A 24,583-nucleotide genomic window follows, 5' to 3' on the forward strand; every position below is an offset into this window, starting at 1 on the left:
CGCGAGCCCACTGCGGGTGGAGCTCGCGGCCGCCGCGGTCGGCGATGCCCGCCGCGACCTCGTCGGGGTCGTCCCCGGCCTCGAGCCGGATGTCGAGGTGCAGCCGGTTCTTCTCCGGGCCCTTGCCTGCCGGCTCGGGGCACAGGTCGAGGAGCGGACCGCGGCGAGACGGGTGACGCAGGGTGCGCGGTGCGACGCCGGGCGCGTCCGTCCAGCCCGTCAGCCACGACCAGAAGCCCGCGTCCCGGTCGGGGTCGGCGCAGTCGAGCGGCAGCACCGCGATGGGTCCGGTGTCGGTGTACACCGACCTGTCCTCCATGACGCAGCAGGGGTTGCCCTCGGGGTCGGCCAGGACGACCCACGGCACGTCGCCCTGACCGATGTCGAGCAGCCGAGCACCCAGCGCGAGCAGCCGGTCGACCTCCTCGGCCTGCCGGTCCCCGCCGCGCAGGTCCAGGTGGAGCCGCGGCGGGTCGGCCGGTCGCTCGGGCACCCGCTGGAAGCACAGGTCGAGCACGGGTCCGCCCTCGACGGCGAGCCTCGTCTCGAAGCCGTCGGGCTCGTCGGTCAGCCGCTCTCCGCCGACCACCGCCTCCCAGAACCGGCCCACCCGCTGCGGGTCGACGGCGTCGAAGACGAGGTTCTCCAGGTACATGGTGGACACCGTAGGTCGGGTGGGACCGGGCTCGCCTCCCGTCCCGTGCGTCCTAGGATGCCCGGGTGATCCGGTACCAGGAACGCTCCCCCAGCCGTCGCGCGTGGCTCGTCCTCCTCGGGATCTGCGTCGTCGCGTGGCTCGGCCTCTTCCTCGTCGACACCTCCTCCCCGTGGATGCCGACCACGATCGTCGGCATGCTCGGCGTCATCGCGGCGATCACCCTGTGGAGCACCGGGCGGTACGGCAACATCACGCTCACGGACACGCTGCTGCGCGTCGGGAGGGCTCGGGTGCCCCTCGCGGACATCCACCCGTGGGGCGTGTCGAAGCCGGGCGAGGCCCTCTCCGGCAAGATCATCGGCGGCGCGTACGCGCAGGCCATGGGCACGCACGTCGTGGGGCTCACGATGCGCGACGGCCAGACGACGCTGGTGCAGGCGAAGGCCCCGGAGGCGCTGCGCGCGGCGCTCGACGAGGCGCTGGTGCCGTTCCGCGCGGACGTGCCCTGACGCCCGGTGGGGGACGTGCCCGCCCGGTAAGGTTTCGCCCGGCATCGACACCCCCGAGGAGACCTTGAGCATGGCGCAGCTGGATGTGGTGCGGCGACGGATCTCGCTGAGCGACGACGAGTTCGAGACCCTGCGGCTGGTCCACAACGCCGAGCCGGTCGCGGCCGAGGCCCGGCAGGCGCTCGTCGACGCCGGGATCGTCGACGCCGACGGCGACATCGCGCCGCTCGTGCTCGACCTGGTGCGGACCGTCTCGGAGCCGATGATCGAGTGCGCCGTCGAGATCGCGGGCCCGCAGGGTGCCACGAACGCGCTGCTCGCGGTGCGCGAGGAGACCGTCTGGTACTCCGACCCGTGGCCCGACGGTGGTGCCACGGTCTACAGCCAGGACGAGCTGCCGCAGATCCTCTGGATCCTGGCGCGGCTCGTCGGGCTGCGCCGCCGCGAGGTGCCGCGCGTCGCGACCCCGTTCACGGTCCCGCTGCGGGCGATCGACGCCGTGGTACAGACGATGGCCCTGTCCGAGGACGCGTGGGAGCCCACGCGCATCGTGGCGACCGCGCAGCTGGAGCGGTTCTTCGGCGCCGAGCTCGCGGACCAGGACCGCACGATGCTCATGGCGACGCTGTCGTTCCTGGAGGCCACCGCCCGGGTGACCCTGGTGTGGGGACCGGACATCGCGACGGACGCCCGGGGCCTGGTCCTGTGGGACTGCGGGCCGGGCGGGTACTGGGTCCGCGAGCAGCCGGCCGAGCCCCTGCGGGCCGAGGACATCACCCCCGACACCGTCGCCCACTTCCAGCCCGTCACCGGCGGGGAGGCCTGGAAGCTGCTCGCCGGGCTGCTGCCGTCGTCGGCGGACCTGCGGGCGGTGCTCGACCGGGTCCCCACGCCGTGACCGTCAAGGTCGACAAGGACGTCCTCGCGGCGACGGTCATCGCCCTGGACGACCTGTCGTACGCCCTGCCGGACCTGATGTCCCGCGCGGACCGCCTGGGCGCCGGCACCGAGCTCGCCGGGCTGCGGGGTGCGGACCAGTGGGCGGTGGACACTGCACGCGACCTGCAGGCCCGCATCGGCGTGCTGGAGCAGATGGCCCAGGCGAACCCGTCGTTCGCCGGGGTCCGCATGAGCGGCGACCAGGCGCTCGAGATCGCCGGGCAGTCGATGCGCATCGAGGACGCCGCGCTCGCGCTCGAGGTCGCCGACACCCCCGCCGACGCCTGGACCGAGGACCCCGCCAACCTCAGCGAGTGGTTCGAGCAGCTCCAGGCTCGGGCGCTGCAGAAGCTCACCGGCATGAGCGACGCCGAGCAGGCCGAGAAGCTCGTCGACGCCTACAACGACGTCCAGAACCTGGTCGTCGCCAGCGTCGGCACCACCGCCGCGGTCTCCCAGGTCATCCTCAAGGGCGGCCCCGCGCTGGTCCGGTGGATGGCCCAGCGCGGCATCGTGGACCCCGGGCTCAACGCCCTGGTCGCGTCCGGTCGCCCGGGCCTCGCGAACTGGCTCAGCGGTGCGCTCAACGCCGCCGACGCCAACTACATCAACGGCAAGACCCAGTTCACCCGGCCCGGCGCCTTCGTCCCCAACCTCACGCAGAAGCTCCTGCTGCGCACCGCGTCCACGGTCGAGGACTTCGACGCGTGGGTGCAGCGGACCTCGCAGGCGGTCAAGCCGTACCAGGTCGCCGGCCAGACGAAGCCGACCCTCCTGGCCAAGCTGCTCACGTCCCGCCCCGGCGTGGCCAGCACCACGTGGGTCTCGTCGATCCTGCAGACCACCAGCACCGGGCAGCTCGCTACCCGGCTCGCCGGCTGGGGCAACAACGTGTTCGGTCGCCCCTGGACGAACACGGTCACGGGCGTCACCTACGGGCGCGGCGCGGGCAACCTCCTGACGATGGCGAACCAGTCCGGGCTGCGCACGATGGCCTCCAGCGCCGGGGCGCTGCGTGTCCTCGGCGTCGCCGGGAGCGGCCTGGCCACGGTCGACGGCGTCGTCGGTCTCGTGAACAACTGGGACGAGCACGGCGAGATGTGGGAGAACGGGGGCACGGAGGGCAAGGCGCACGTCATCGGCGAGTACGCCGAGACCGCGTTCAACGCCTCCATGACCGCCGCGCTCATCGCCCCCAACCCGGTGACCCTCGGGCTCGTCGCGGTGACCGGGCTGGTCTGGGCGGGCGCCGAGGTCGTCGAGCACTGGGACGACATCACCGCCGCGGTCGACGACGCCGCCGACTGGGTGGGCGACCGGGCGGACGACGCCGCCGACTGGGCCGGCGACCGCCTGGACGACATCAAGGAGTCCGACCTCAACCCCATGAACTGGTTCTAGGGAGGACGCGATGACCTCAGCGGACCTGTACGCCAAGGCACGGGACCTCGACACGCTCGCCGACGACGTCGAGACCTGCGTCGACGTCGCGTGGGGGGTGCCCCGCTCGCCGGAGTGGGAGTGCGCCAACGCGGACGACGTGCGGGGCGCGCTCGACCAGTGGCGCACCGCCGCGCGGACGTCGGCACGCAACCTGCGCGAGGAGGCGTCGCGCGTGCGGGGGGAGGCCGGCCGGGCGGCGGAGCGCGAGCAGGACGAGCGCGACGCCCGGGCGAACCAGCCGCAGTGACCGGGCCCGACGTCTGGGCGCCGCTCGGCACGGCAGGGACGGTCGACGTCGTCGACGCCCTGACCCACCTGCAGTTCCAGGGCACCCGCACGACGGCACCCCACGTGCACCGGTGCACCCTGGACGTCGCCGGCCACCACGTCGACGTCCACTGGCGGCTCGGGCGCGTCCTGGCGTGCTCGGTGACCGGCCCCGACGGTGAGGCCCGCGAGGTGGCGTCCGGCAAGGCCGAGGGTGTCCGCACCGGTCAGGACACGTTCGTGTGGGACTACACGGTCATGCCGCTGACCGTCCTGGGCGGCACGATCGAGGTCACCCGGGAACGCAGCGGACGCGACCGGTGGGAGTTCCGCGTGGACGGGCCGCAGGACCGGACCTGGCGGTGGCGCCCCGCCGGCACCCTCATCGCCGACCGCATGGAGCTCACGCGGGACGGCGAGCGTTCCCCCGTCGTCACCCACACCCTGCGTCCCGTGCCGGGACACCCCCGCTCACCGTCCGGACCACCCACGGTGACCTGGCAGGAGTCGGCGAGCCTGGTCGAGGTCCTCATGCCCGTCCTGTGGGTCCTGGACCAGGTCCACAAGGGGCTGCTGCCGAAGGCCCAGCGCATCGCGCGCCTCGAGTTCCTCTAGGGACGGCCCCACCCGCGACCCTCTCTTCCCAAAACGGGCTATACGGGGCAGGGTGGCTGGTTGTCCGAGCGTGATCGAGGAGCCCCCCATGCAGATCCGTCGCCGGCGCCAGGGTGCTGCCGCCACCGTCGCCGCCCTTGCCCTGATCCTGACCGGTGCCACCGCCGCCGACGCGCACGGCAAGCCCCCGAAGCCCCCCAAGCCCGCCAAGACGGTGACCGTCAACCTCATCGCCTTCAACGACTTCCACGGCGCGATCGACCCGCCGACGGGCAGCGGCGGCCTGGTCAACGGCACCCCCGCGGGCGGCGTCGAGTACCTCGCCACCGCGGTCAAGACCCTGCGCGCCCAGCAGGAGCAGGAGTCGCCGTACAGCTTCACGGTGGCCGCCGGGGACCTCGTCGGCGCGAGCCCGCTCGTCAGTGCGGCGTTCCACGACGAGCCGACCGTCGACGAGATGAACAGCCTGGGCCTCGACGTGACGAGCGTCGGGAACCACGAGTTCGACGAGGGCGTCACGGAGCTGCTCCGCCTGCAGAACGGCGGCTGCCACCCGGTCGACGGCTGCCTGGACGGCGATGGGTTCGCCGGGGCGGACTACCCGATCCTGGCGGCGAACGTCGTCGACAAGACCACCACCCGCCCCATCCTCGCGCCGTACACGATCGAGAAGGTCGGCGGCATCAAGGTGGCGTTCGTCGGGATGACGCTCGAGGGGACGCCGAGCATCGTGAACCCGGCGGGGATCACGAGCGTGAGCTTCCTCGACGAGGCGGAGACCGCCAACCGCTACGCCCGCGAGCTGCGGCGGCACCACGGCGTCCGGTCGATCGTCCTGCTGCTGCACGAGGGCGGCCAGCAGACCGGCGCGACCCCGGACCCGAGCGGCTGCACGGGCTTCTCCGGAGCCGTCACCGGCATCGTGTCCCAGCTGGACCCGGCATACGGCGTGGTCGTCAGCGGGCACACGCACCGGGCGTACAGCTGCGCACTGCCGAACTCGTCCGGCGCCAGCACCGTCGTGACCAGCGCAGGGTCCAACGGCACGGTCCTGACGGACATCTCCATGACGCTCGACAAGCGGGCCAAGACGATCGTCGCGGCCGACGCGCGCAACCTGATCGTCGAGAACGGCGTCAAGAACGCGGACGGGACCTGGCAGCAGTCCGCGCCCGGCGTGTTCGTCCGCAACCCCGCCACCGTCGACCCCGCCGCCAAGGCCATCGCCGACAAGTACCGAGCCGCGGTGGCACCGCTGGCCAACCGGGTCGTCGGGTCGATCAGCGCCGACATCACGCGGACCGCGAACGCCGCGGGCGAGAGCACGCTGGGCGACGTGATCGCCGACGGCATGGTCGCCTACACGTCGTCGGCCGGCGCCCAGCTGGCCCTGATGAACCCCGGCGGCATCCGGGCGGACCTGATCTACACGGCCTCGCCCGGCGGCGAGGCGCCCGGGCAGGTCACCTACGGCGAGGTGTTCACGGTGCAGCCGTTCAACAACCTCGTGGTCACCGTGACGCTCACCGGCGCCCAGCTCAAGGAGGTCCTCGAGCAGCAGTTCGCGGGCTACGCCGGGCAGTCGACCACCAGGATCCTGCAGGTGTCCGACGGCTTCACCTACACCTACACCGCCTCCGCGGCGCTCGGGAGCCGGGTCAGCGCGATGGCGCTGAACGGCACCCCGGTCGACCCGGCCGGGACCTACCGGGTGAGCACCAACGACTTCCTCGCGAACGGGGGCGACGGTTTCACCACCCTCACGGCCGCCACCGACCGCGTGACGGCGCCCGGTTTCGACGTCGACTCGCTCGCCGCCTACGTCGGTGCCGGACCCGTCGGGCCGGGACCGCAGAACAGGATCACGCGGATCCCCTGACCGCCCTCACGGGGAGAGGTCGGTCGGTCGCCGCCTCGGAGCGGTGGGGCCGGATCGTGGCGACGGCGGCGACCCCGGTCGAGATCGAGCTGTGACCTGGACGAGGGCTCCTGCGCAGCCACCGACCGGCATCCTTGGCCGCAGGAGGCCTCGATGACGACGGCGGGACGCAGGACCGGTCACGGCGTCCTCGCCTGCGCGGTCCTCGCCGTGACCGCCACCCTCGCCGGGTGCGCCGGGACCGGCGGGGCGTCGGACTCCTACGACTGCATGGGGACGTCGATCCCCGCCGAGACCCTCACCGACCCCCGGCCGGCGACCGAGCTCGACGCCACCGGCCGGGACGCCCTCGCCGGGACGAACGTGCCGCCGATCGACCCCGCGGAGTGGGCGATCGCGGCCACGACTCCGACGGAGGTCGTGCTGCTGCGTGAGCTGGCCGAGCCCGTCGACCAGGGTGCGGGCGACGTCCGCACCCACGAACGCATGGTCATCACCCTGGTCGACGCGCCGAACCTCCCGAGCTCACCGGCCTGGATGCTCTCCGCGCTCGGCACCTGCGCGATCACCTCGTCCGCCCCCGGCGCCGGCAGCGCCACGGTGACGCTCGACCCGGCCGGACCGCCGACCCCCGGGTCGACGGCGGTCGCTCTCCTGGTCACCGAGAGGTCGTGCAACAGCGGCGAGGACGCCGACGGTCGCGTCGAGCTGGCGACGCTGCGCGAGACGGCCAGCACCGTCGAGGTCGTGATCACGGTCGAGCCCCGGGACGGCGGACACGACTGCCAGTCCAACCCCCCGACCCCGTTCACGGTCGAGCTGGCCGAGCCTCTCGGAGACCGACGGCTGCTGGACGCCTCGACGCTCCCGCCCCGGCCGATCACGCTGCCGACGCACTGACCGAGAGGCGCGCCCGGTCAGCCGGCGATCTCCTGGTAGGTGTCGATCAGGCCGACGAACTCGGACCGCAGGCCGTAGACGTCCTCGCCGAGTGCGGCCTCGGCGCGTTCGCGCGCCCGGGTGGCGCTGGCGTCCTCGGCGTGCGGCGACCCGGTGACGGCCAGGGCGAACTCGACGACCGCGGAGGCGAACCTGAAGTCGCTCGTCGGCCTGGTGGTGAACACGCTCGCCCTCGCCGGGAACACGGCCTCCGTGCTCGTGCCGGCGCCCGGCTGCTTGTAGCGCACGTGGACGGTCAGGAAGTCGCTGGACTGCCCCGACTCGACGTCCTGGTAGTCCAGGTCGTCGACCTGCGCCCCCTCGCGGGCCGGGACCAGCTCGTAGAAGGCCGTGACCTCGTGCCCGGCGCCGACGTCACCGGCGTCCTTGGTGTCGTCGTCGAACTCCTCGTCCTCCAGGCGCCGGTTGTCGTAGCCCAGCAGCCGGTACTGGGCGACGGTCGCAGGGTTGAACTCGACCTGGACCTTGAGGTCCTGGGCGACGACGAACATCGTCAAGTCGAACTCGTCCACCAGGACCTTGCGCGCCTCGTCGAGGGTGTCGATGTACGCGTAGTTGCCGTTCCCGTGGTCGGCGATGGCTTCCATCGTGTTGTCCTTGAGGTTCCCCATGCCGAAGCCGAGCACCGAGATGTAGACCCCGGACCTCGCGTGCTCCTCGATCAGGTCCGTGAGCTGCTCGGGGGTCGACGGGCCGACGTTGAAGTCGCCGTCGGTCGCCAGGATGACCCGGTTGTTGCCGCCCTCGACGAAGTTCTCGGCAGCGAGCTCGTACGCGGTCTGCAGGCCCTGCGCGCCGCCGGTCGAGCCTCCCGCCTGCAGCTCGCGCAGGATCCCCACGAGCTCGTCGCGCCGGTCGCCCGGCACGGAGTCGGCGAGCACCTGGTCGCTGCCGGCGTAGGTCACGATCGAGACGGTGTCGTCCTCGTCGAGCTGCTCGACCAGCAGCTCGAAGGAGTCGGCGAGCAGCGGCAGCTTGTTCGGCTCGTCCATCGAGCCCGACACGTCGAGCAGGAAGACGATGTTGTTCCCGCGGCTGGTGCCCGTCGCGGCGGTGGCCTGCACACCGATCATCGCGAGCTGGTGGTCCGGCGACCACGGCGACCGGGCGACCTGGGTCGTGACCGTGAACGGGTCCTCCGCGCCCGGCTCCGGGGTCGGGTAGTCGTAGTCGAAGTAGTTGACCAGCTCCTCGATCCGCACGCCCTCCGGCGCGACGCCTTGACGCAGCTGGCGGCGCAGGTTGCTGTACGACGCGGTGTCGACGTCGGACGCGAACGTCGACAACGGGCTCGTCGTCACGTCCTGGAACGTCTGCTCCGGGGAGTCGTCGTACTCCTCCTGGTCGTCCGTCGGGACGTCGCGCCACTGCTCGGGGGCGACCGAGTCGTCGTAGGCGATGCCCTCGTCGTAGGAGGCGTCGCTCATGCCGTCCGCGCCGCTGCAGGCAGCGAGCGTGCCCACGACAGCGAGCACGGCCACCGCGGCGACGACGCGCGTCGGCGCCGTGTCACGACCGTTCGCCCGGGCAGGCGTCTTCGCAGGGGAAAGGGCACCCATCAATGACCGAACGCGCATCGCTTCCTCCATTGTTCGAGGACTGAAGCGTGGCGCTCCGCGAGAGCCGGGACCAGCACGACACGGTCACGCAAACATCCCGTTCGGGTAACGGACTGCACACCCTCAGCCGCCCCGGCACACGCCCATGACCAGGGAGATCGTCACCCGAGAGGCGCAACGGCGGCCCAGAGAAATAGTGCCCGCGCCGTGACTTTTCCGACGCCGGTCGCCTGCACAAAAAGAATCACCAGGAGGGCTGCTTCACGTTTCCTCCACAACCCTGGGTGGATATCCACACAGAAGAGGACGACTAGTCCCGCACCGTGACCGATCCGTCGAGCACCGACCCCCGCAGGTCCGGGTACTCCGTCGCCGCCGCGCAGTACGCCGTCGTCGCACCCGTCGACCAGTCGTCCGGGTGCGGGAAGCTCACGTCCGTCCAGACGACCCAGTCGTCGAGGATGCCCGGCGCTGCGCGCTCGATCATCGCCGAGCACTCCGCGAACCCGCGGTCGTAGCCCGCGTCCGACGGGTCCGCCAAGGCGTCGACCGGACCCGACATCGGCAGGACCGCCACGATCTGCAGGGCGTGCGCCTCGCCGCAGTCCACCGGGTCGGCCGTGCCGAGGTCCCACGACCCCGGGTACTCGCGCAGACAGTCGCCGACGACGAGGTCCGAGCGCAGCGAGTAGTCGGGGAGCTCGTCCCCGGCGGCGAAGTCGCTGACCACGCCAGGGCTCGACGCCGCCCACACCGCGAGCCACACCCAGCCGATGCATACGAGGGTGCTCACCGCTCCCACGACCACACCGGCGATCGCCATCCCGCGACCCCGCGTGCCGCGGCGCCGGATCCTGCGCAACGCGCCGATCCCCAGGCCCACGCCGACGGGACCCGGAAGCCCGCCGAGGACCAGCAGGCCCGCGATGCTGGTCACGAGCGACGCGATTGCCAGGCCGTCCGGGGGCGGCTCGACGACGCCGTACCCGAAGGCGGTCCCCGGGGCACCGGGCGTGCCGTACGACGGGGGCCCACCGTAGGCGGGCACGCCATACGGCAGGGGCCCGCCGTAGGGCTGCGGCGCACCGTACGCAGGCGGCGCGCCGTACACGGGAGGCTGCGCGAACGGGACGGCCGGTCCGTACGCGTCGGCCTGCGGGTACGTGCCCGGCGGGGTGTGCGGGCCGGGCCGGGCGTACGGGCCGGGCTGGGCGTACGGGCCGGGCTGCGTGTACTGGCCGTACGGCGCGGTCCCCGGCGTCGGGTGGGGTGCGGGCGGAGCGAAGGGCGACGCGTCCCCCGCAGTCGGCACGGCGTACGGAGACGTCGCGGAAGGATGGGGCCCGGCCGCCGCCTGCCCGGCGTCAGCCGACGGGCGGGGACCGCCCGGCGGGACGAACGGCGTACCGCTGGGCCCGAGCCCCGTCTGCTCACTCACCCGCGCACCGTAGTGGAGGCCGGGGCGCCGCGTGGCGCCCTACTGACGAGGTTCACCCGCGCACCGCACCCGACGGTCTGCCGTACCCTCAGCGCATCGACCGCCCGGACCCCGACGCGGACCGAGTGCGAGCGCGGATCCGTCACGACGGGACCGCGCAGTCCGACGGTCGGCGCGCTCCCGCGGCTCACGCACCTGACGTTCGGTCGACTCATGGGGAGGAACGCGAGCGTGTGCGGCGCACGACACGCGCCCGACCCAGGCACCGCCTCGCCACCGGACCGGCTTCCGTGATGGGATCCAGTCACGGAGGACGCGGACCGACCTCACGGGGCTTGCCCCGAGGGTTCCACGGACCACGAGCGCATCCCCCGGGCCTCTAGCTCAACTGGCAGAGCAGCGGACTTTTAATCCGCGGGTTGTGGGTTCGATCCCCACGGGGCCCACCCGATCACCGTGCCCGACCTGGCCTGTCACCCCCGAGCCCTAGGCTGCCGCCATGTCGATGGACCACACCGACGCGGTGTTCTTCGACACCGGCGAGGCGTTCGAGGCCTGGCTCGCCGAGAACGCCGCGAGCGCCACGCACGTCTGGGTTCGGATGGCGAAGAAGGGCACGGGCGTCCCGTCGATCGACTGGACGACGGCCGTGGACGTGGCGCTCTGCTTCGGCTGGATCGACGGCATCGCCCGGCGGCTCGACGACGACTGGTACGTCCAGCGCTTCACCCCGCGGCGCGCGCGGAGCGTCTGGTCGAAGATCAACCGCGAGCGCATCGCGCGGCTCACCGCCGAGGGGCGGATGCGACCCGCCGGCCTGGCCGAGGTCGAGAGGGCGAAGGCGGACGGCCGCTGGGACGCGGCGTACGACAGCCCGTCCACGGCGGTGGTTCCCGACGACCTCGCGGCTGCTCTGGCCGCGCGCGACCTCACGGAGACCTTCGCCGCGCTGGACGGCCGCAACCGGTTCGCCTTCCTGGCTCGCATCCAGACCGCGGTGCGCCCGGAGACCCGCGCCCGCCGCATCGAGCAGCTCACCGACGGCCTCGCTGCGGGCACGACGCCGTACCCGACACCGAAGTCGCGGTCCGACTCCTAGGGCGGCCCTCGTCACCGCAGGTCACGGGCCACTCTCGTGCGCCGGGTATTCCGGTCTGCGCCTGCGCCCCTTTCCAGGTGAAGCAGTTCCCCGCTGAGCGAACACCCTGACGGAATGGTCCGCCCTCGACCGATGGTTCGGATGAGCAGCACACACGGAGCCCCCGCTCCGCCCCTGCACCGAGACGAGGTACTCGACATGACGATCGCCACCATCGACGCTCCCGCGGCCGCCGAGCTGACCCGGCAGGACCGGTGCGACCGCTGCGGCGCGCAGGCGTTCGTCAAGGCGACGCTGGCCGACGGGCTGGACCTGCTGTTCTGCGGCCACCACTTCCGCGCCCACGAGGTCAAGCTGGTCGCGGCCGGCGCGACGATCCTCGACGAGCGGCACCGGATCGACGAGCAGGCACCCGAGCGCGTCTGAGACGTTCCGTAGCCTGGGTGGATGGCCATCGAGGTGCTCCCCGCCGTCGGGCGGTACGACGACTTCGTCGAGGTGGTCGGCGTCAAGAAGCCTGGGGGCGCCGGCTGCTGGTGCATGGCGTACCGGGACAGCCGCGTGCCCAACGACGAGCGGGCGCAGTACATGCGCGACGAGTGCGCCACCGAACCTGGTCCGGGCGTGCTGGCGTACGTGGACGGTGAGGTGGCGGGCTGGTGCTCGGTCGCGCCCCGGAGCACGTACCGGCGGCTGATGCGCTCGCGGACCATCCCGTTCGTGGACGACCGCGACGCGTGGAGCGTCGTGTGCTTCGTGGTCCGGCCGGCGTTCCGGCGCCAGGGCGTCATGCACGAGCTGCTCGAGGGAGCGGTCGCGCACGCCGCCGCGCACGGCGCCGAGGTGGTCGAGGGCTACCCGGTGACCATCGCCCCGGACGAGCGGGTGGACGTCATCTCCGGGTACGTGGGGACGAGCCGGCTGTTCGAGGCCGCGGGGTTCACGCAGGCCGCGGCCACGACGGGACACAGCGGCGGCCGGCCGCGGGTGGTCATGCGGCGGGAGGTGTCCGGATGACCGACGCAGCCCTGCGCGGCCGGCTCCTCGTCGCGACACCGCGCCTGCGCGAGCCCACGTTCTTCCGGACCGTCATCCTGCTGCTCGACCACGGCCCGGAAGGTGCGGTCGGCGTGGTGCTGAACCGCCCGTCGTCCGTGGACGTCGGCGTCGTCCTGCCCGACTGGCAGGACGTCGTGAGCGACCCGCCACGGCTGTTCCACGGCGGGCCGGTCGGGCTCGACGGTGCGATGGGCGTCGCGGTGCTCCCCCACGGTGCCGGCACGTCGCCCGACGTCGACCGCCTGACGGGCCGGTTCGGCCTGGTCGACCTGGACGCCGCGCCGACGTCGGTGGCGGCGCACGTGGGTGGCGTTCGGGTGTTCGCCGGGCACGCGGGATGGGGTGCCGGCCAGCTGGAGGACGAGCTCGCCGAGCGCGCCTGGTACGTGGTGGACGCCGTCGCGGACGACGTGCTGACGCCGGAGCCGGAGCAGCTGTGGCGGCGGGTGCTGCGCCGTCAGGGCGGCGACCTGGCGATCGTGTCGACGTTCGCGGCGGACGCCAGCCTGAACTGAGACGCTCGCTGTGTCAGGATCACCCGTGCGCACGCGCACCACGACGAGGGAGAACTGATGGCTGGCGGTCTGGCCGCGCTACTGGACGACATCGCGGCGCTGGCGAAGCTCGCCGCGGCGTCGGTCGACGACGTGGGCGCGGCGGCGGGCCGGGCGAGCGCGAAGGCGGCCGGCGTCGTCATCGACGACACGGCGGTGACCCCGCGCTACGTGCACGGGTTCGAGCCCAAGCGCGAGCTCCCGATCGTCCGCAAGATCGCGTTCGGGTCGCTGCGGAACAAGCTGCTCTTCATCCTGCCGGCGGCCCTGCTGCTCAGCCAGTTCCTGCCGTGGCTGCTGACGCCGATCCTCATGGTCGGCGGGACGTACCTCGCGTACGAGGGTGCGGAGAAGATCTACGAGCTGATCACCGGGCACGCCAAGGAGCACACGACCACCCCGGTGGCCGCCCAGGGCGAGGACACCGAGAAGTCGATGGTGCGCGGCGCGATCCGGACGGACTTCATCCTGTCGGCCGAGATCATGGTCATCGCCCTCAACGAGGTCGCCGACGAGCCGTTCCTGTCCCGCACGCTCATCCTGGCCGTCGTCGCGCTGGCGATCACGGTCCTCGTCTACGGCGTCGTCGGGCTCATCGTGAAGATGGACGACATCGGCCTGCACCTCGCCGAGCGCCGCAACGGAGCGGTCGCCGCGCTCGGGCGCGGGCTGGTGCGCGCGATGCCGAAGGTGCTCTCGGTCCTGTCGACCGTCGGCATCGTCGCGATGCTCTGGGTCGGTGGGCACATCCTGCTGGCCGGCGTCGACGAGCTCGGCTGGCACGCCCCGTACGACCTCCTGCACCACCTGGAGGAGGCCGTCGTCGTCGTCGTCCCGGGCGTCGGAGGCCTCCTGGCCTGGCTGGTGGACACCCTCGGCTCGGCCCTGGTCGGGCTCGTGGTCGGTGCCGTGGTCGTCGGCATCATGCACCTGATCCCGAAGCGCACGAAGGCCGAACCCGCGCACTGACCGCCCGGTCAGCGCCGCCCGTCGCACGTCACGCGGTCGCCAGCCCCCACGTTCCCGTCCAGGTGTCCCCGGGGGCGAGCGTGACCAGGTCCGCACCGGACCGGAACGCGTGCGGCGGGCAGGTCATCGGCTCGACGGCCAGCGACTGCCGCTGCCGCTCGGCCGGGAGGACACCGTCGGCCGAGTAGACCATCACGTACGGGAAGCTCTCGTCGACCCACAGGCGCACCCCCTCGGCGCTCCCCGGGTCGGTCAGGTGCACGACCGCGCGTCCGTCGTCCCCCCGCGTGAGGTCGCCGAAGACGGTGTCCAGCACCGTGTCCCCCACCGCCCGCCCGGAGCGGAAGTCGAGCGACGTGCCGCTCACGTCGACCGGCGTGGGGCGCTCGTCGCGGTCGGCGGGCACCGGCGAGTGGCTCCCCGCGGGCACCAGCAGCTCTAGGCCCGCGACGTCCGCGCCGAGCCCGACGTACGGGTGGAAGCCCATGCCGAAGGGCGCCGGCTCCGTGCCGGTGTTGGTCGCCGAGGACGCGACCGTGAGCCCGCCGGGTGACAGGTGGTAGCCGACCTGCAGGCTGAGCTCCCACGCGTAGCCGGGCTGCGGACGCAGGACGCAGGCGAGCACCACGTCGTGCTCGGTGAACGACACCTCGGTCCAGTCCAGCCAGCGGACCATGCCGTGGATCGCGTTGCCGCGCTCGGGCTCGTCCATCGCGACCTGGCACGTGCGACCGCCGAACGTGTACCGGCCGTCGGCGATCCTGTTCGGGAACGGCGCGAGGACCTGACCGCGGCCGTCGGGTGCGCGCTCGTCCTCGTCGTACCCGTCGAGGACCGGGCGCCCGTCGAGCGTGCACTCTCGCAGCCCGGCGCCGACCTGCGTCACGACCGCCTCGTGGCCGCCCGCCATGATGCGGTACTGCCGCCCGGACGGTGGGGTGCCGCTCATACGTCTCCTTGGGTGCTCGCCTGCGGCCTGTGCTCGGGCCACCCGACAAAGTAGCGCCCGCCCGACACAATGGCGGGCATGGAGCTCGGGTTCACGGCCGGCATCGCGGCGATCGTCCTGCTCGGTGTGCTGGGCCAGCTCCTGGGCCGTGCCGTGCGCATCCCGTCGATCATCGTGCTGCTCGTCCTCGGGCTGCTCGCCGGACCGGTCCTCGGCCTCGTGGACCCGGACGCGCTCCTGGGCGACGCGCTGTTCCCGCTGGTGTCGATGGCCGTGGGGCTGCTCCTGTTCGAGGAGTCGCTCAAGCTCGACCTCTCCCGGCTGCACGGCGGGGCACGCCGTCCGGTCTTGGGGCTGGTCACGACGGGCGCCGTCGTCACCGGCGTCTGCGCCACGCTGATCGCCCAGTGGGTGTTCGGCCTGCCCCTCAGCAGGGCGGCGGTCATCGGGGCGATCCTCATCGTCTCCGGCCCGACGGTCGTCGGCCCGCTGCTCGCGGTGATCAGGCCCAAGCAGCCGCTGGAGTCGGTCCTCGCGTTCGAGGGCATCTTCATCGACCCGATCGGCGCCACGGTCGCGCTGAGCATGATGCACCTCGCGCTGCACGACAGCGGGGTCGGGCTCGGCACCACGGCCGTCGCGGGCGTCCTCACCGGCGTGGTGGCGGCCGCGGCGTACCTGGTGGTCGTCCGGTTCGGGCGGGCCCCGTCGGCCACCCACGTCGCGCTCGGGGTCGCGGTCGCGCTCGCCGCGTTCGCGGCGGCGGAGTCCGTCGCGGAGGAGTCCGGCCTGTGGGCGACGACCGCCCTGGGGGTCGCCCTGGCCAACCAGCGGTGGGTGCCGCTGGAGGCGCTGCACGAGTTCGGCAGCCACGTGGGGATGCTCCTGATCGGCTCGCTGTTCATCGTCCTGTCGGCCCGGATCGACCTCGACGCGCTGGTGCTCTACCTGCCGGGCACGCTCGTCCTGCTCGCCTTCCTCGTGCTCGGGGTCCGGCCCCTGGCGGCCGGGCTCGCGACGGTGCGCACGGTGCTGTCGCGTCCGGAGCGGGCGATGGTCGCCTGGATGGCGCCACGCGGCATCGTCGCCGCGTCGACGGCGAGCGTGTTCGCGTTGCAGTTCGATGACGCCGGCGACCCGTTCCCTGCGCTCGTGCCCGTGGTCTTCGGCGTGGTGCTGTTCACCGCGATCGTCTACGGGGGCACAGGTCCGCTGGTCGCACGCCTGCTGGGCGTCCGGGCCGCCGAGGTCGAGCCGATCGACGACGACGGCGTGCCGCGCGCAATGTCCGACCGATCGTGACCGTCCCGAGATGTGGATGTTACTTACCGGTAAGACCCTCGTGATGCCTGACACATCGGTGTGCTACCCATAGCCCACTGAGAAACAGCCGACGGGTCCGCTTTCGACGCGTGCCCGCGGCCCTGACAGAAGAGGTAGCGCATGTCCTCCCTCGCACCACACCGTCGTCGCGTCCTCGCGGCGACCGCCGGCCTCGCGGCCACCGCCCTCGTCCTGACCGCCTGCTCGGGCGCCAACGACGACGAGGGCGGCGACGGCGGCAGCACGTCCGCCGGGGGTGCCCTGACCATCGGGACCACCGACAAGGTCACCAGCCTCGACCCGGCCGGCTCGTACGACAACGGCTCGTTCGCCGTCCAGAACCAGGTGTTCCCGTTCCTCATGAACACCCCGTACGGCAGCCCGGACGTCGAGCCCGACATCGCGGTCTCCGCGGAGTTCACGGCGCCGACCGAGTACACCGTCACGCTGAAGCCGGACCTGAAGTGGGCCAACGGCAACGACCTGACGTCGTCGGACGTGAAGTTCTCGTTCGACCGCCAACTCGCCATCGCGGACGAGAACGGCCCGTCGTCGCTCCTCTACAACCTGGACAGCGTGGACGCCGTCGACGACACCACGGTGGTCTTCCACCTGAAGTCGGAGAACGACCAGATCTTCCCGCAGATCCTGTCCAGCCCCGCCGGCCCAATCGTCGACGACGAGGTCTTCGCGGCCGACGCGCTGACGCCGGACAACGAGATCGTCGACGCCAACGCGTTCGCCGGCCAGTACACGATCACGAGCTACTCCTTCAACGAGCTGATCTCGTACGAGGCGTACGCGGACTACGCGGGCGTCCTGCCCCCGGCGAAGACCGCCGAGGTCAACGTCAAGTACTACGCGGACTCGTCGAACCTCAAGCTGGACATCCAGGAGGGCAACATCGACGTGGCGTTCCGCAGCCTGTCGGCGACGGACATCGCCGACCTGTCGACGGACGACAACGTCAAGGTCGTCGACGGTCCCGGCGGGGAGATCCGCTACATCACGTTCAACTTCGACACGCAGCCGTTCGGCACCAAGGCGGACGGCGCCGACCCGGCGAAGGCCCTCGCGGTCCGCCAGGCGGTCGCCCACCTGATCGACCGGGCCCCGCTGTCGGAGCAGGTCTACAAGGGCACCTACACGCCCCTGTACTCCTACGTGCCGGACGGCCTGACCGGCGCCACCGAGTCCCTGAAGGGTCTCTACGGCGACGGCGACGGCGGCCCCGACGCCGCCAAGGCGAAGGCCACGCTCGAGGCCGCCGGCGTCACCACGCCGGTCGCGCTCAGCCTCCAGTACTCGAACGACCACTACGGTCCCTCGTCCGCCGACGAGTACGCGCTGATCAAGGACCAGCTGGAGAAGGACGGCCTGTTCGCGGTCGACCTGCAGACCACCGAGTGGGTCCAGTACTCGAAGGACCGCACCGCCGACGTCTACCCCGCGTACCAGCTCGGCTGGTTCCCGGACTACTCGGACGCCGACAACTACCTGACGCCGTTCTTCCTCACGGAGAACTTCCTGTCGAACCACTACGACAACCCGGAGGTCAACGACCTCATCCTGGAGCAGGCGACGACGGCCGACGCCGACGCCCGCACCGCGCTCATCGAGGAGATCCAGGACAAGGTCGCAGCCGACCTGTCCACGGTCCCCTACCTCCAGGGCGCCCAGGTGGCCGTCGTGGGCAAGGACGTGACCGGCACCGAGGACACCCTCGACGCGTCGTTCAAGTTCCGCTACGGCGCGCTCGCCAACGGCTGATCGCACCGCACCGCAGGCCGACGGTCCCGTCCCCCGCCACACTCGGGGGGCGGGGCCGTCCGGCACGTCCGCACGCACACAGGCAGGAACCCATGACCTCCACCACCATCGGAGCGCCCACCGACGCCGCGCCCGCGCCGGCGAGCCCCGCCGCGAAGAGCAAGAGATCGGGGGGTCATCTCGGCAGCTACCTGCTGGTCCGCTTCCTGCTGATCTTCCCGACGATCTTCATCCTGGTCACCACCGTCTTCGTCCTCATGCGGGCGACGGGTGACCCGATCACCGCCTCCCTGGGCGGCCGGCTGACGCGCGAGCAGCTCGACGAGCGCATCGCCGAGGCGGGTTACGACCGGCCCATCCTCGTGCAGTACCTCGAGTACCTGGGCAACATCTTCCGCGGCGACTTCGGCACCACGATCTCCGACAACCGCCCGGTGACCGAGGTCGTCATGACGTACGGGGCCGCGACCCTGGAGCTCGCGTTCTACGCGCTGCTCGTCGCGCTCCTGGTCGGCATCCCCCTGGGCCGCATCGCCGCCGCCCGCCGCGACAAGGGTGTCGACGCGTCGCTGCGCATCTCCGGGATCCTGGCGTACGCGACGCCCGTGTTCTTCGCCGGCATCCTGCTCAAGCTCATCTTCTCGGTGTGGCTGGGCTGGCTCCCGGTCGCCGGGAGGGCGTCCACCGACGCGCAGATCGAGCTCCAGCGCAACGGCGCCGAGACGGGCATCTTCCTCATCGACGCCATCAGCACCGGCGACCCGGCCGTGGTCCTCGACGTGCTCGAGCACGCGATCCTGCCCGCCCTCGCGCTCGGCCTGCTGACGGGCGGCATCTTCCTGCGCCTGGTCCGCACCAACGTCATCGGCACGCTGTCCACCGGGTACGTCGAGGCGGCCCGCTCCCGCGGCGTCAACGAGCGCCGGCTGCTGCGCCAGCACGCCTGGCGCCCCGCGCTCGTCCCGATCATCACCGTCATCGGCCTGCAGGTCGCGCTGCTGCTGTCCGGCGCCGTCCTGACCGAGAAGACCTTCGAGTGGAAGGGCCTCGGCTTCCAGCTGGTCCAGTACCTACTGGCCCGCGACTTCGTCGCCGTGCAGGGTCTCGTGGTCCTGCTCGCCGTGGTGGTGGCGCTGACGAACTTCGTCGTCGACGTCATCGCCGCGCTCGTCGACCCGAGGATCAGGTACTGACATGACGAACCTCCCCGCACCGGACGCCACCCTCCTCGTCGCCCACGCCGGACCCGCCACGCCCGAGCACACGTCGCTCTGGAAGCGCCTGCCCGTGGTGCGCCACGTCCGCACGAGCGTCGGCCTGCAGCGCACGATGCTGCTCATCGGCATCGTCCTGATGCTCGTCTTCATCGTCACCGCGGCGTTCGCGCCGCTGCTGGCGCCCTACGGGTACGCGCAGCTGAGCTCGGGCGACGTGAACTTCGGCTCGCAGCAGCCGCCCTCGGCGCAGAACCTGCTCGGCACCACGGTCGGCGGCTACGACGTCCTCTCCCGCACGATCTGGGGTGCCCGGCCCGCCTTCCTCGTGATCGTCGTCGCCGTCACCCTGTCGATCTTCGCGGGCGTCGCGCTCGGCCTGGTGTCGGGCTACTTCGGCGGCTGGGTCGACCGGGTGCTCGTCGTCATCGCCGACGCGCTCTTCGCGTTCCCGTCGCTGCTGCTCGCCATCGTCGTCGCCATCGTCATCAGCGGCGGGCAGTCGTCGATGTGGGGCGGCGTGATGGCCGCGGCCATCTCCCTGAGCGTCGTGATGATCCCGCAGTACTTCCGCGTGGTCCGCGCCGAGGTGGTGCGCGTCAAGGCGGAGGCGTTCGTCGAGTCCGCCCGCGTCATCGGCTCGGGGCACCTGCGGATCATGGGCCGCCACGTGCTGCGCAACTCGACCCGTACGCTCCCCCTGATCCTCACGCTGAACTGCTCCGAGGCGGTCCTCACGCTGGCCGGCCTCGGGTTCCTCGGGTTCGGCATCGAGCCGACGGCGGCGGCGGACTGGGGCTACGACCTGTCGAAGTCGCTGTCGGACGTGACCAGCGGCATCTGGTGGACCGCGGTCCCCCCGGGCGTCGCGATCGTGCTCACCGTGCTCGGCCTGACGCTCGTCGGGGAGTCCCTCAACGACCTCGCCGACCCGCGTCTGCGGACGCGCCGGGCCGCCAAGGCCGCCGTGCCGCTGAGCCCGGTCACCGCCGTGCCGGGCGGCGTCGCCACCGACCGTGTCCCCGGCGTCGAGAGCATCGACGAGCTGGAGGGTCCGACCGACCTGTTCGACGAGAGGGGTGACCGGTGACCAACGTCGTCGACATCACGAACCTGCACGTCTCGTTCGCCACCGACGCCGGCACCGTCCGGGCCGTCGAGGGCGTCACGCTCCAGGTCGCCGCCGGGGAGGTGCTCGCGATCGTCGGCGAGTCCGGGTCCGGCAAGACCGTCACCGCCCGCTCGATCCTGGGCCTGCTCCCCGAGACCGCCCTGAGCAGCGGCACCGTCATGCTCACCCGCAAGGACGGGTCGGCCACGCACGACATCGTCACGCTGCGCGGCAGCGACCTGCGCGACGTGCGCGGCCGCGACGCCGCGATGGTCTTCCAGGAGCCGTCCACCGCGCTGAACCCGGTGTTCCCGGTGGGCTGGCAGATCGCGGAGGGCCTGCGGGCGCACCGCAAGCTCTCCGACAAGGACGCCCGCACCCAGGCGATCGACGTCCTGCGGCTGGTCGGCATCCCCGACCCCGAGCACCGCGTCGACCACTACCCGCACCAGTTCTCGGGCGGGCAGAAGCAGCGCATCGTCATCGCCCAGGCGCTCGTCCTGGACCCGGGCCTGATCATCGCCGACGAGCCGACGACCGCGCTCGACGTCACCGTGCAGGCCGAGATCCTCGACCTGCTGCGCCGGCTCCCCCAGGAGTTCGGGTCGGCGATCGTCCTGATCACGCACAACATGGGCGTCGTCGCGGACCTGGCCGACCGGGTCGCGGTCATGTTCAACGGGGAGATCGTCGAGCAGGCCGACGTCCGCACGCTGTTCTCGTCGCCCCAGCACCCGTACACGCAGCGGCTGCTGGACGCCGTGCCCCGCGTGGGCGGGCGGCGGCTGCGGGACCGCGTGCGCGTGGCCGACGAGCTCGAGGCGATGGTCGTCGACGAGTCGGCGACGCCCGTCGTCGAGGCGAGCGACCTGCGGATCGTCTACCCGGGCCGCCTGCGGCAGCCGTCGTTCACGGCCGTCGACGGCGTGAACCTGGCCATCCGCCCCGGCGAGGTGCTGGGCCTCGTCGGCGAGTCCGGCAGCGGCAAGACGACGATCGGCCGGGCCATCGCCGGGCTCACCCCGATCAGCGGAGGGTCGCTGAAGGTCCACGGCGTCGAGATGCTCGACGTCAAGGAGAGGGTCTTCCGGCCGGTCCGCAAGCGCATCGGGTTCGTCTTCCAGGACCCGGCGACCAGCTTCAACCCGCTGCTCACGATCGCGCAGTGCGTGGCGGAGCCGATGGTCGTGCACGGTCTGGCGCCGAACCCCGAGGAGGCCCGGCCGCGGGTCGACGAGCTCATGGAGGCCGTGCAGCTGCCGAAGGCGTTCGGCGACCGGTTCCCGCACGAGCTGTCCGGCGGTCAGCGGCAGCGCGCCAGCCTGGCCCGAGCGCTCATCCTCGGTCCCGAGCTGCTCATCGCCGACGAGCCGACCAGCGCCCTGGACGTCTCCGTGCAGGCCCGGGTGCTCGACCTGTTCGCCCGCCTGCAGGCCGAGCTGGGCTTCGCGTGCCTGTTCATCAGCCACGACCTGGCCGTCGTCGACCTGCTGGCCCACCGCATCGCCGTGCTGCACCGCGGGGTGCTGGTCGAGGAGGGCACCGGCGACGAGGTGCTCGGCGCGCCGAAGCACCCATACACGCAGCGCCTGCTCGCGTCCCTGCCGGTACCCGACCCGATCGAGCAGGCGGCCCGCCGCGAGACGTGGAGGAACCTGCGCGCGCACGGGTGAACGTCGGGCCGGTTCACCCCCGGGTGGACCGGCCCGCTCCTAGCGTGGCGTCGTGCCGCCCGCTGACCAGCAGGTTCGCTCGCGCCCCGTACGCGTGCTCGCGCTGCTGGCCGCCCTGGCGACGGTCCCGCTGTGGGCGCCGCCGGACAACGTGACCACGTCCGACGGCACCTTCATGGTCGCAGCGGCCGTCCCGCCCGGCGTGCCCGTCGTCCGGGTCGGCGCGCTGGTGGTCGTCGTGCTGCTCGCCGCGCTGACGCTGTGGCGGGGCCGGCGCGTCGTCGCGCTCTTCGCGGTGCCGGCCGTGGCACTGAGCTGGGTCTGGGTGCGGACGGAGGGCGGCGGCAGCTACACAGTCGCGATGGTCGGGACGGACGCCCCGCCCGCCTTCACGTCCCCGTGGTTCGCGGTCTCGGCGGCCCTGACCGCCCTGGTGGTCCTCACGTGGACGCTCGCGGTGATCGGGATCGTGGGACGTCGACGCGGTCCGAGCGCTGAGCGCCCGTGACCGAGCCCGCGCCGCTCACCACCCTCGACCGGGTCGCCCGTGCCTCGAGCCTCACCGTGGCTCTGCTGGCCGTGGCCGTCGGTCTCGCGACCGTTCTGGGCCTCCCACCGGCCCCGGACCGGACGGCGAGCCTCTGGCTCGTGGTCGCGGTGTCCGCGGTCGTGGTGTGGCGCCGCACCTCCTCCGCGCGCCTGAGCCTGCTCCACGGCGTCCCTGCGGTGACGCTCACGGGCTCGTGGTGGGCCACGTCGTCGGCCGAGGTGTGGTTCGCGTACTCCGCGGAGAGCAGCCCGGTGCCGCCCGGGCTCGGACCGACCCGGATCGGTGTCGCCGTCCTGCTCCTGCTCCTCTGGACGCTGGCCGGGATCGGACTGCTGGCAACCGTCCGTGCCGCCGGAGCCCAGGTCCCGATGCGCTCCCTCGCCGTGGCGACGATGGTGCTCACCCTGCCGATCTGGGCGTCCTCGCTGGGCACCTCGCAGCTCGTCCTGGTGCGGTCGGCGCCGGCGGCGCACGGCGCCGTACGCACCGCCGCCCTGGTCCTCGTGCTGGTCGTCGGGACCCTGGTGCTGGTCGACCACCGACGAAGGTGGGTGTGGGCCGCCGGCTACGTCCTGCCCGCCGTGGCGCTGACCTGGGTCGGCTGGGAGTCGCACCTGGCGGTGGCCTCCGGCGTCGCCACAGCATCGTCCTCGACGATCGCCCTGCAGGGCGTCTTCCTGCTGACCGCACTGATGACCCCGGTCGCGCCGCTGCTTCTCGTCGCGCTGCTGTGGTTCGCGGCCGTCAGCGGGGCAGCCACCCTGGGGCGGTTCCGGCCGCCCCCAGCCGAGGTCGCCTAGCGGAGCGCCGGCGTCTCGCACGCCTCCCGACGGGCCGTATAGCGGTCGTACAGGGTGACCACGAGAGCCACGACGTAGGCGAACAGCAGGACGTCGCCGACCGACACCTGTCCGCGCTGCCCGGTGGCGAACGCCGCGAACACGAGCATCGCGACGACGCTGATGGCGGTGTTGACGGCAACCTCGACGCCGAGCGACGCCCGGCCGCGCCACAGGGCCAGCGCCGCGTGGACGAGTACCGTCCCCGTGACGACGAGGGCCACCACGGAGAGCCGCCCCTCGGTCAGCGGGTACGACTCGAACAGGACCGCGGTCACCAGTCCGGCCAGGACGACCTTCTCGACGAGGTGACCGACACCCCGCGGAGCCACCGGGACAGGCCCACGGGGGACCCAGCCCACGTGCGCTGCGACGCGGTCCGCGTCCACCGTGAACGGCCAGTCGGGGGGCGGCAGCCGCCGGACCAGGCGCCGCCCGACCACCACGAGCACCACCGCGAGGACCGCCAGGACTCCCCAGACCCACGGGTGCTCGTCGACCAGCTCCCCGAACTCGTCGGTGAAGTCGAGCTGCGCGACGTGGATCCACCACTCCTGCGGCAGCTTGATCACCACCCAGATCAGCCCCGCCGTCCAGAGGAACGCGGCCCTGCTCAGGCGGGCGGCGTCCCACCGCGTCCGGACCACCTCGATCGCGATGACGAAGTACTCGAACGTGTTCGGGAAGACCATGAGCAGCCAGCGCAGGTCGGTGAGCTCGAACAGGAGCACCCCCACCAGCCGGTAGTACCAGAGGAACGCCGCGACGCCGACCGCGAACGGGTTGCGCCAGTTCCGCAGCACCGAGAGGTAGGCGATGGTCAGGTAGTAGATGTCGAGCGCCTTGTCGTACGACTGGTAGTTGTCGAGCGGCAGGCCGGTGAACGCGACGAAGATCGACTTGTCGACGCCGTCGATCACCAGCGCGGCGAGGATCGCGGGCAGCGGGAAGCGCGGGATGAACAGCGGCACCACCAGCCGCAGGCCCACCACCAGCACGAACACCGCCCAGTCGACCGTGCTCGCGTCCGTCATGCGGGGGACTCTAGCGACCGAGACCTTCACCGACGGCAGCAGCGCGGTCGTCTCCGCGGGCGACCTGGTCGATCCTCCGCCCGAGGCCCTCGACGTCGCCCTGACCGCCGCCTTCGTGGTCCTGCTGACCCTGCTCTGGACCCTCGCGGTGTTCGGTCTGGTCACGCTCACC

General features: G+C 72.2%; 24 protein-coding genes and 1 tRNA gene. 20 read left to right on the plus strand and 5 right to left on the minus strand.

Annotation, left to right across the window (positions count from 1 at the left end):
* Window positions 1-655: VOC family protein (locus tag CTE05_RS18760; protein ID WP_146847823.1), on the minus strand; the 655-nt coding region annotated here is incomplete at its 3' end.
* A gap of 65 nt (window positions 656-720) precedes the next feature.
* Here CTE05_RS18760 and CTE05_RS18765 point away from each other — a divergent pair.
* The 7 genes from CTE05_RS18765 to CTE05_RS18795 all read left to right on the plus strand — a co-directional run bounded on the left by CTE05_RS18765 (window position 721) and on the right by CTE05_RS18795 (window position 7,210).
* Window positions 721-1,167 carry a DUF3093 family protein gene (locus tag CTE05_RS18765; RefSeq protein WP_146847824.1) on the plus strand — a complete coding sequence of 149 codons (447 nt, stop codon included), beginning with the start codon at window positions 721-723 and terminating at the stop codon, window positions 1,165-1,167.
* A 70-nt stretch (window positions 1,168-1,237) separates the two neighbouring features.
* A complete protein-coding gene (locus CTE05_RS18770; protein ID WP_146847825.1) occupies window positions 1,238-2,065 on the plus strand; it encodes a hypothetical protein in 828 nt (275 codons plus the stop codon).
* Window positions 2,062-3,507, plus strand: a complete 1,446-nt coding sequence (locus tag CTE05_RS18775; RefSeq protein WP_146847826.1) for a hypothetical protein — start codon at window positions 2,062-2,064, stop codon at window positions 3,505-3,507. Before CTE05_RS18770 ends, CTE05_RS18775 begins: the two co-directional genes overlap by 4 nt.
* Before the next feature lie 10 nt (window positions 3,508-3,517).
* A complete protein-coding gene (locus CTE05_RS18780; RefSeq protein WP_146847827.1) occupies window positions 3,518-3,796 on the plus strand; it encodes a hypothetical protein in 279 nt (92 codons plus the stop codon).
* Entirely contained in the window at window positions 3,793-4,431 is a 639-nt protein-coding gene (locus CTE05_RS18785; protein WP_146847828.1) for a hypothetical protein, read from the plus strand. The genes CTE05_RS18780 and CTE05_RS18785 overlap by 4 nt, the downstream gene beginning before the upstream one ends.
* Window positions 4,432-4,519: 88 nt before the next feature.
* Complete coding sequence (locus tag CTE05_RS18790) at window positions 4,520-6,310, plus strand: bifunctional metallophosphatase/5'-nucleotidase (RefSeq protein ID WP_146847829.1); 1,791 nt, start codon at window positions 4,520-4,522, stop codon at window positions 6,308-6,310.
* Window positions 6,311-6,463: 153 nt separating this feature from the next.
* Window positions 6,464-7,210 carry a hypothetical protein gene (locus CTE05_RS18795; protein ID WP_146847830.1) on the plus strand — a complete coding sequence of 249 codons (747 nt, stop codon included), beginning with the start codon at window positions 6,464-6,466 and terminating at the stop codon, window positions 7,208-7,210.
* A 17-nt stretch (window positions 7,211-7,227) separates the two neighbouring features.
* Here the strand turns inward: CTE05_RS18795 and CTE05_RS18800 are convergent, their stop codons facing one another.
* Both CTE05_RS18800 and CTE05_RS20780 read right to left on the minus strand, forming a co-directional pair.
* A complete protein-coding gene (locus CTE05_RS18800) occupies window positions 7,228-8,751 on the minus strand; it encodes a vWA domain-containing protein (protein ID WP_246123756.1) in 1,524 nt (507 codons plus the stop codon).
* Between the two features lie 388 nt (window positions 8,752-9,139).
* Complete coding sequence (locus CTE05_RS20780; protein WP_146847832.1) at window positions 9,140-10,267, minus strand: DUF4190 domain-containing protein; 1,128 nt, start codon at window positions 10,265-10,267, stop codon at window positions 9,140-9,142.
* A 373-nt stretch (window positions 10,268-10,640) separates the two neighbouring features.
* On the opposite strand from CTE05_RS20780, the gene CTE05_RS18810 reads away from it, so the two are divergent.
* The 6 genes from CTE05_RS18810 (at window position 10,641) to CTE05_RS18835 (ending at window position 13,948) form a co-directional block, all read left to right on the plus strand.
* Window positions 10,641-10,713, plus strand: a tRNA-Lys gene (locus tag CTE05_RS18810).
* A 53-nt stretch (window positions 10,714-10,766) separates the two neighbouring features.
* Window positions 10,767-11,366: a YdeI/OmpD-associated family protein gene (locus CTE05_RS18815; RefSeq protein ID WP_146847833.1), complete on the plus strand. Its 600-nt coding sequence runs from the start codon at window positions 10,767-10,769 to the stop codon at window positions 11,364-11,366.
* Window positions 11,367-11,564: 198 nt separating this feature from the next.
* On the plus strand, window positions 11,565-11,792 hold the full coding sequence (locus CTE05_RS18820) for a DUF7455 domain-containing protein (protein WP_146847834.1): 228 nt from the start codon (window positions 11,565-11,567) through the stop codon (window positions 11,790-11,792).
* A 21-nt stretch (window positions 11,793-11,813) separates the two neighbouring features.
* Window positions 11,814-12,383, plus strand: coding sequence for a GNAT family N-acetyltransferase (locus CTE05_RS18825; RefSeq protein WP_146847835.1), 570 nt, complete (start codon window positions 11,814-11,816; stop codon window positions 12,381-12,383).
* A complete protein-coding gene (locus CTE05_RS18830) occupies window positions 12,380-12,940 on the plus strand; it encodes a YqgE/AlgH family protein (protein ID WP_146847836.1) in 561 nt (186 codons plus the stop codon). The genes CTE05_RS18825 and CTE05_RS18830 overlap by 4 nt, the downstream gene beginning before the upstream one ends.
* A gap of 57 nt (window positions 12,941-12,997) precedes the next feature.
* Entirely contained in the window at window positions 12,998-13,948 is a 951-nt protein-coding gene (locus CTE05_RS18835) for a DUF808 domain-containing protein (protein WP_146847837.1), read from the plus strand.
* Between the two features lie 28 nt (window positions 13,949-13,976).
* On the opposite strand, the gene CTE05_RS18840 is transcribed toward CTE05_RS18835, so the two are convergent.
* Entirely contained in the window at window positions 13,977-14,897 is a 921-nt protein-coding gene (locus tag CTE05_RS18840; RefSeq protein WP_146847838.1) for an aldose 1-epimerase family protein, read from the minus strand.
* A 78-nt stretch (window positions 14,898-14,975) separates the two neighbouring features.
* Between CTE05_RS18840 and CTE05_RS18845 the strand changes: the two genes are divergently transcribed.
* The 7 genes from CTE05_RS18845 (at window position 14,976) to CTE05_RS18875 (ending at window position 23,338) form a co-directional block, all read left to right on the plus strand.
* Window positions 14,976-16,199, plus strand: a complete 1,224-nt coding sequence (locus tag CTE05_RS18845; RefSeq protein WP_186814942.1) for a cation:proton antiporter domain-containing protein — start codon at window positions 14,976-14,978, stop codon at window positions 16,197-16,199.
* Between the two features lie 141 nt (window positions 16,200-16,340).
* Window positions 16,341-17,990, plus strand: a complete 1,650-nt coding sequence (locus CTE05_RS18850; RefSeq protein ID WP_146847840.1) for an ABC transporter substrate-binding protein — start codon at window positions 16,341-16,343, stop codon at window positions 17,988-17,990.
* 92 nt (window positions 17,991-18,082) lie between these two features.
* Window positions 18,083-19,183 carry an ABC transporter permease gene (locus tag CTE05_RS18855; protein ID WP_146847841.1) on the plus strand — a complete coding sequence of 367 codons (1,101 nt, stop codon included), beginning with the start codon at window positions 18,083-18,085 and terminating at the stop codon, window positions 19,181-19,183.
* Between the two features lies 1 nt (window position 19,184).
* Entirely contained in the window at window positions 19,185-20,294 is a 1,110-nt protein-coding gene (locus CTE05_RS18860; RefSeq protein ID WP_371863380.1) for an ABC transporter permease, read from the plus strand.
* Window positions 20,291-21,988 (plus strand): ABC transporter ATP-binding protein, encoded by a 1,698-nt coding sequence (locus CTE05_RS18865; RefSeq protein WP_146847842.1) that lies wholly within the window; start codon window positions 20,291-20,293, stop codon window positions 21,986-21,988. Before CTE05_RS18860 ends, CTE05_RS18865 begins: the two co-directional genes overlap by 4 nt.
* 52 nt (window positions 21,989-22,040) lie before the next feature.
* Window positions 22,041-22,496 (plus strand): hypothetical protein, encoded by a 456-nt coding sequence (locus tag CTE05_RS18870; protein WP_146847843.1) that lies wholly within the window; start codon window positions 22,041-22,043, stop codon window positions 22,494-22,496.
* Complete coding sequence (locus tag CTE05_RS18875) at window positions 22,493-23,338, plus strand: hypothetical protein (protein ID WP_146847844.1); 846 nt, start codon at window positions 22,493-22,495, stop codon at window positions 23,336-23,338. Before CTE05_RS18870 ends, CTE05_RS18875 begins: the two co-directional genes overlap by 4 nt.
* On the opposite strand, the gene CTE05_RS18880 is transcribed toward CTE05_RS18875, so the two are convergent.
* Window positions 23,335-24,411, minus strand: a complete 1,077-nt coding sequence (locus tag CTE05_RS18880) for a hypothetical protein (protein ID WP_146847845.1) — start codon at window positions 24,409-24,411, stop codon at window positions 23,335-23,337. The genes CTE05_RS18875 and CTE05_RS18880 overlap by 4 nt on opposite strands.
* Window positions 24,412-24,583: the final 172 nt, after the last annotated feature.

The sequence above is a fragment of the Cellulomonas terrae genome, assembly GCF_007990265.1.
In the GTDB taxonomy this organism is placed as follows: domain Bacteria; phylum Actinomycetota; class Actinomycetes; order Actinomycetales; family Cellulomonadaceae; genus Cellulomonas; species Cellulomonas terrae.